Raw genomic sequence first — 6,714 nt, forward strand, 5'->3', positions numbered from 1 at the left:
AAGAGCAGCGGGAGGAGCACGCGCGGCGGCGTACGAAAACATGGCAAAAGCATCTTCGGCTTCTTCCGAAGATGCACAGATTTGCTTTTTCCGTTATACAAAAATGAACCGCAGCCAGACAAGGTTGCGGCTTGTTTTATATCCAGTCACATAAAATGGCGGCATACAGCAGGGCAAGCAGCATGAGCAGAACTACATCGAAGGATGTGGGGAACAAGAGAGTGCGAATAAACTGGAAAATAATAAACGGAACAATAAGCTGTAAAGCACCGAACCTGACTTTTAAGTAGAATGGATGATAACGCCAGCGTCCTTTCATCGGGGCAGCTCCTTTCTGAGCATTTTCCTGCTGCCAGTATACGCGGGCGCGTAAAGAGAGGTGAATACTGCCACAAAAAGGAGGAGCCATAAAAAGCTCCTCCTTTTTTCCTATACGTTCAATTTGAAATCATTGTCACGAAGTCGACAAACTTTCTCGGTAAATGATAATTGACCCTCTTAGAATATGGATATATCCTAAAAGCGTAGCAATTAACAAATGCCAGAGCATAGTTTAACACTATTACCGCATTGTTTATTTGCTGTGTCAAGCTATTGTTGTGTTTGTAGTGTTTAATTCCTAAATTCCACATTTCAGGATGAAAACACTATGAAACAAAGCATTTTTAATGCGAAATATTACTTACACATTAAAGGGGGAGGTTCACAACATGTTAAGTAATGCTCCATTTAGTACCGCAAAGAATTTCTGGTACACCTCAATGTTCTGGCTGATTGTGTCGATGCTGGCCGGTCTTGTTGTGGCGATAAAGCAAATTGACCCTGATTTTCTCTATTTTCAGGGTCAGGATGCTTTGAACTTCGCATTGACATACGCCCACATCCGTATCATTCACACCAATGGCATTCTGCTGGCATGGTTGTCAATGGCAATGGTTGGCGCTATGTTCTACATTATTCCGAAGCTAACACGCACGCCGTTGTGGAGTGAGAAACTGGGGAATCTGACCTGCATTATTTGGAATCTGGCTATCGTTGCCGCTGTTGTTGCTATTTGCATGGGTTATTCTACAGGGGTGGAATATGCTGAACTGCCGTTGATTCTTGACCTTGGTGTTGTTGTTCTTTGTGTGTTGATGTCGATTAACCTTTTCATGACTATCGCGAAGCGCCAGGAAAAGCAATTATATGTTTCTATCTGGTATTTTGTCGGCTCTTTAATCTGGCTGCCGCTCGTATGGACGGTTGGTAACATTCCGTCTTCCATCGTAGGCGGCGCCGCGCAGGCGAACATGAACTGGTTCTACGGGCATAACGTTCTCGGTCTGTGGTTTACCACTGTAGGTATCGGCCAAATTTACTACCTGCTGCCGAAGCTTACAGGTAAGCCATTATACAGCCATAAGCTTTCGCTTATCGGTTTCTGGACCATCGCTACGATTTACGTATGGAACGGACCGCACCATCTGGTAAACGGACCGATTCCGGTATGGTTGATGAAAGCGGGCATCATTCCTTCCGTTCTTTTGATTATCCCGGTTTGGACTGTACTTGCAAACGTATTTGGCACTATGCGTGGTGTATGGCACAAAGTGTCTGAGGATGTAAGCATGAAATTCCTTATTACTGCTGCAATCTTCTATCTGATGGCGTGTCTGCAGGGACCGTTCCAGGCGCTTATGCAGGTAAGCGCGGTTGTTAAATTCACCCACTGGGTTGTAGGCCACGCACATATGGCTCCGTTTGCCGCGTTCTCGTTTGTATGTTTCGTTACGATTTACTATGCGATTCCGCGCCTTACAGGCCGCAATATTTACAGTAAAACTTTAATGAACCTGCACTATTATTTCTCCGTTATCGGTTTCTTGATGTTTGCCTTTACCCTTTGGATTGCCGGTGTTATTCAGGGCTTTGCATGGATGGAAGGCAAGCCGTTCATCGAGACCATTAACACCGTACAGTCGCTGATTGTATGGCGCGCCGTTGGTGGTACGATGATGATTGTCGGTCAATTCTTCTTTGCATTCAACATCTGGAAAACTGTGAAGTCCGGCACGAAATTTGTTTCTGACGAAGAAAGCGTTGTTGCTTAATCTATCCCGAGGAGGGGACAACTTTGGAAAGAAACGCGTTAGCTATTTATCTTGCTGCTATTGCGCTCTTTATGATGGGGACGTTCGCGACGATTATCCTTCCGTTCTTTGATAAAGAGATGATGACGCCGACCGCGAATGCGGAAGCGCGTAACTATGCTCCGGATTCTCCGGAAGCGAAAGGGCGTCAAGTATACATTGCAAACGGATGTAACACCTGCCATACGCAGGTTGTACGTCCGGTTAAAGCCGACCTGGCGATGAATATCGGTCCTGTGACCGTACCTGGTGATTATGCCTATGACAAACCACACCTGTTTGGTTCTAACCGTACTGGCCCGGACTTAATGTGGGTAGGTGCCCGTACAAGCAAAGAATGGAATATTGAACACTTAAAGGACCCGCAAAAGATTGTTCCTGGCTCTATCATGCCAAAATATGATTACCTGAGCGACGAAGACCTGAATAACCTTGTTGCATACTTGATGAGCCTGAAACCGGCTCCGGCGAAATAGTTGGGAAAAGGAGGCGACGACATGTCTGATAAACACAAAAACCATGAGCATCATGAAGACCATATTGATGAAGTAATGGGTATGAAGCAAGGCCACGGAAAAGTCCCTCGTTTCCTGATTGTCGTGTATGCCGTGCTTGCCATCTGGGCTGTCGGTTATGCATTAACTGTAAAAGGAATCGACGAACGTCCGGCCGGCGGTGAGGCGGCCCAGGGTGTAAGTGCGGAAGTAGGAAAAGGACTTTCCGGCCAATGTATTGCCTGTCATGGCGCTGATTTTAATGGCGGTATGGGAGGCGCGGCTCCGACGCTGCACGGTGTAGTGGATAAGCTGAAGCCAGAGGGAGTTAAAGAAGTACTGACCAAAGGCCGTGGTGGTATGCCGCCGCTCGGGGCTTCCTGGACACCGGATCAGCAGGATTCCATGGTTGAGTTCCTAAAAACATTGAAATAAGCAGACAAAGACCAGATGGATCTTTCCTCTGGTCTTTTTGCTTTGCCTGTTCCTGGTGGTATAATAAGGGAAAAATAAGGAAGAGAGTGGTGAACAAGCATGCTGAGCGGCGTACAGATTATTTATTACATTCTCTGGTTTACAGTTATTAGCGGGCTTTTCTTTATGATGATTAAAATTTTATCGTCGCGGGATTGACACAATCACCTCAGTAAATTTTATTAGCACTTTGCTATAATGGAAAAAGAGGCTGAGAGATATAGAGGTGTGACAAGGAATGAAGAAGCTTTCCACGGTGGCCTGGCGTAATTTACGGCGGAAAATGTCACGGACCGTTTTGCTTGCAGGTAGCGCCGCTATTACCGCTTTTATTTTGTTTGTAAGCTATTTTTTTGTGTTTTCCATGGAGCGAAGCATCGCCGCAAGCGCAAGCCGCCTTGGCGCCAGTTTGATGGTGGTGCCCAAAGGTTTTGGCGGTCAGGCGGGAGACATGATTATTTCAGGTACTCCGACCAAGTTCTACATGCCGGAGAGCGTACTGGATAAAGTCCGTACAATCAGTGAAGTAGAGGCGGCTTCTCCGCAGCTGTATTTGGAAACGGTCTCTACCGTGTGCTGTCAGACATCCGGGGATTTTCCTGTCGTAGCTTACGATCCGAAAACCGATTTTACGCTGAAGAATTGGACGGCCACTGAGAAACAGATCGGGAAGTACGATTTGATTGCCGGAGCGGAAGCCGGTGGAAAGAACTATATTTATCATTTTGATAACGAATATATGCAGGAGTGGGTCACGTTATTCGGCAAAGATTTTATGCTGAAAAACATGATTTTTCCCACCGGTATGGGAACCGATAAAACGCTTTTTATTACGCTGGACGCTGCACGGGAGCTGAATCATAAAAAGAACAAGCTGGATTTTCCGGAAAACTCGATTTCCATTATTCTTGTTAAAACCAAGCCGGGCATGGAAGAGTTTGTGAGCCGGCAGATTGACCGGATGAATTTGAACGTAGACGTAGTGAAAGGAAGCGGCTTGCAGGAGACGGTAAATAAGCAGGTATTCCCGGTAAAAATGATGAGCTATATGATGATCGGGTTAGTCCTTATTATGAGCGCCCTGCAGGTTATGACGATGTTCACCGCTCTTATCAGTGAGCGTCAGAAGGAAATTGGTATGCTGCGAGCCATGGGGGCTTCACGAGCTGTTACGTTCCGTCTGTTGTTGATGGAAGCGGGGTTTGCTTCGGTTATTGGAGCAACTTTTGGCTCGTTTGCAGCCGCAGCGGCGTTGTATGACAACCGCATCCTGATTCTGCAGCTGCTGCAACTGCCAATGCTGTTCCCGGATTGGTCGACAGGTTTGCTCATTGGCCTGGGGACGACTGCAATAACGACACTGATTGCGATTGTGGCCGCCTTCTTTCCGGTTCGCTCGACACTGAAGCTGCAGCCGTATGAAGCGATTCGGGAGGGCGAGTATTAATGATTGTACTTGAGAATATTTGCAAAACGTATCGGATTGGGCGGGAGCGAAAAGTACATGCGCTGAGCGATGTAAGCGAAACAATCGGAGCAGGCGAGTTCGTTGCGGTCGTCGGACCGTCAGGCAGCGGTAAGTCGACGTTTCTTGCGATGGCTGGCCTATTGGAGAGGCCGACGGAAGGTATTGTACGATTTGACGGCAAGGATGTAACGGATTTACGTGATACGGAACGGACCCGCATCCGCGCGGAACGCTGCGGCTTTATTTTTCAGTTCCCAAGCTTAATTCCGACGCTGAACGCGCTGGAAAATGTGCTGCTGCCGAAAACTGTACACCGTACCTATAAGGCAAGCGATGAAGAATGGGGCAGGGAAATGCTTGCACGGGTCGGTATGGGTGATAAGTTGGAGAATCTTCCCTACCAGTTGAGCGGCGGTGAGCAGCGCAGGGTGGCGCTCGCCCGTGCGCTGATCAATAAGCCGGACGTGATTTTGGCCGATGAACCGACCGGTGCGGTAGATGCATATAATGCCGATGTAATTATGAATTTGTTTAAAGAGTGGAACGCCCAGGGCAAGACCGTCATTATGGTAACTCACGATATGAAACTTGCCGGCGAAGCCGGACGTGTCATTCAGCTTAAAGACGGCCGGGTTGCAGGTGAGAAATAAGAGAAAGAAAGGTATATTGACTATTTCTTTCTAAACTGGGTACAATGGATAGTGCATAAGTATATATGTATACTGGCGTTGAAGAGGAAGAGTATATCGGGATGCCATGCCAGAGAGCGGACCAACGGTGGAAGGTCTGTATGGATGTACTGATAGAAGGTAGCCTCGGAGCCGTTTGCCTGAACGAAAATCCAGTAGGGCAAACCGGGTAAATCCCGTTATCCTATTGCAAGTGAGCCTGTGCTCGCGCCGTTTGTGCGCACATAGGCTAACAAAGGTGGTACCGCGAATAAACTCCTTCGTCCTTTGACAGGATGGGGGGTTTTTTATTTTTATGAAAAACACGAGATAAGAAGGAGGAAGTGGAAAAAGGCCTTCGCCTTTTTCTACAATAATATCTTGTATTCCTTCATTTCTCATCATTTCAGTATTTTTTATGGAGGTAAACTTATGTCCAATCAGCCGAATCAAACTGAAATGCCAACCAAATATGAACCGAAACAGGCGGAAGCGAAATGGTATCCGTTCTGGCGCGACAACGGCTACTTCAAAGCTGAACGAAATAAGGGCAAAGCGCCGTTCACCATTGTGATTCCGCCGCCGAATGTAACCGGAAACCTGCATATCGGCCATGCGCTGAATAATACGCTGCAGGATATTATGGTTCGTTTTAAGAGAATGCAGGGCTATGACGCACTCTGGCTTCCGGGCATGGACCATGCCGGTATCGCCACACAGGCGCGCGTAGAAGGAACGCTGCGCGAAGAAGGCATCACACGTCATGATCTGGGCCGTGAGAAGTTTGTGGAGAAAGTATGGGAGTGGAAAGAGCGTTACGCCGGCATTATTCGCGAACAATGGACGAAAATGGGCCTTTCGCTCGATTACAGCCGCGAGCGTTTTACACTGGATGAAGGACTGTCCCGTGCGGTACGCGAAGTGTTTGTCCGCCTGTACGAAAAAGGGCTTATCTATCGCGGCAAATATATTATTAACTGGGATCCAGTCACCCGCACGGCCCTCTCTGATATTGAAGTAGAATATAAGGATGTACAAGGTGCGCTGTATCATTTGCGCTATCCATTGAAAGACGGCACCGGTTATATCGAAGTGGCGACCACGCGTCCGGAGACGATGCTGGGCGATACAGCGGTAGCCGTGCATCCGGAAGATGAACGATATAAAGATTTGGTGGGCAAGACGGTGGTTCTTCCGATTGTCGGTCGTGAGATCCCGATTGTTGCCGATGATTACGTAGATCGTGAATTCGGAAGCGGTGCGGTGAAGATCACGCCTGCGCATGACCCGAATGACTTCGAGATCGGCCAGCGCCATAACCTACCGCAGATCCTCGTCATGGATGAAGGGGGCAAGATGAACGAGAACGCCGCCGGCTATCAGGGACAAGATCGTTTCGAATGTCGCAAAAACATCGTGCGCGACCTTCAAGAGCAGGGCGTTCTATTTAAAATCGAAGAACATATGCACTACGTAGG

The 6,714-nt window shown here is 47.8% G+C and carries 7 protein-coding genes and 1 other annotated feature; of the genes, 6 read left to right on the forward strand and 1 reads right to left on the reverse strand.

What is annotated here, in order from left to right; genetic code table 11:
- Window positions 1–136: 136 nt before the first annotated feature.
- A complete protein-coding gene (locus B2899_RS16555; RefSeq protein WP_286887230.1) occupies window positions 137–409 on the reverse strand; it encodes a hypothetical protein in 273 nt (90 codons plus the stop codon).
- A 301-nt stretch (window positions 410–710) separates the two neighbouring features.
- Here B2899_RS16555 and B2899_RS16560 point away from each other — a divergent pair, with 301 nt between their 5' ends.
- The 6 genes from B2899_RS16560 to B2899_RS16585 all read left to right on the forward strand — a co-directional run.
- Window positions 711–2,093, forward strand: a complete 1,383-nt coding sequence (locus B2899_RS16560) for a cbb3-type cytochrome c oxidase subunit I (protein ID WP_170230102.1) — start codon at window positions 711–713, stop codon at window positions 2,091–2,093.
- A 23-nt stretch (window positions 2,094–2,116) separates the two neighbouring features.
- Window positions 2,117–2,608, forward strand: coding sequence for a cbb3-type cytochrome c oxidase subunit II (locus B2899_RS16565; protein ID WP_170230104.1), 492 nt, complete (start codon window positions 2,117–2,119; stop codon window positions 2,606–2,608).
- Between the two features lie 21 nt (window positions 2,609–2,629).
- Window positions 2,630–3,061: a c-type cytochrome gene (locus B2899_RS16570; RefSeq protein ID WP_146808313.1), complete on the forward strand. Its 432-nt coding sequence runs from the start codon at window positions 2,630–2,632 to the stop codon at window positions 3,059–3,061.
- Between the two features lie 277 nt (window positions 3,062–3,338).
- Window positions 3,339–4,547, forward strand: a complete 1,209-nt coding sequence (locus tag B2899_RS16575; RefSeq protein WP_146808314.1) for an ABC transporter permease — start codon at window positions 3,339–3,341, stop codon at window positions 4,545–4,547.
- Entirely contained in the window at window positions 4,547–5,218 is a 672-nt protein-coding gene (locus B2899_RS16580) for an ABC transporter ATP-binding protein (protein ID WP_286887234.1), read from the forward strand. The genes B2899_RS16575 and B2899_RS16580 overlap by 1 nt, the downstream gene beginning before the upstream one ends.
- A gap of 69 nt (window positions 5,219–5,287) precedes the next feature.
- Window positions 5,288–5,528, forward strand: a binding site (T-box leader).
- A 140-nt stretch (window positions 5,529–5,668) separates the two neighbouring features.
- A partial coding sequence (locus B2899_RS16585) for a class I tRNA ligase family protein (RefSeq protein ID WP_286887235.1) occupies window positions 5,669–6,714 on the forward strand: 1,046 nt, incomplete at its 3' end.

This window comes from Aneurinibacillus sp. UBA3580 (assembly GCF_002375825.1).
GTDB lineage: Bacteria > Bacillota > Bacilli > Aneurinibacillales > Aneurinibacillaceae > Aneurinibacillus > Aneurinibacillus danicus.

Excerpts from the sequence above, each read along its gene's own strand:
- B2899_RS16555 (WP_286887230.1), bottom strand. The coding sequence starts at position 409 with ATGGCTCCTCCTTTTTGTGGCAGTATTCACCTCTCTTTACGCGCCCGC.
- B2899_RS16560 (WP_170230102.1), top strand. The coding sequence starts at position 711 with ATGTTAAGTAATGCTCCATTTAGTACCGCAAAGAATTTCTGGTACACC.
- B2899_RS16570 (WP_146808313.1), top strand. The coding sequence starts at position 2,630 with ATGTCTGATAAACACAAAAACCATGAGCATCATGAAGACCATATTGAT.
- B2899_RS16575 (WP_146808314.1), top strand. The coding sequence starts at position 3,339 with ATGAAGAAGCTTTCCACGGTGGCCTGGCGTAATTTACGGCGGAAAATG.
- B2899_RS16580 (WP_286887234.1), top strand. The coding sequence starts at position 4,547 with ATGATTGTACTTGAGAATATTTGCAAAACGTATCGGATTGGGCGGGAG.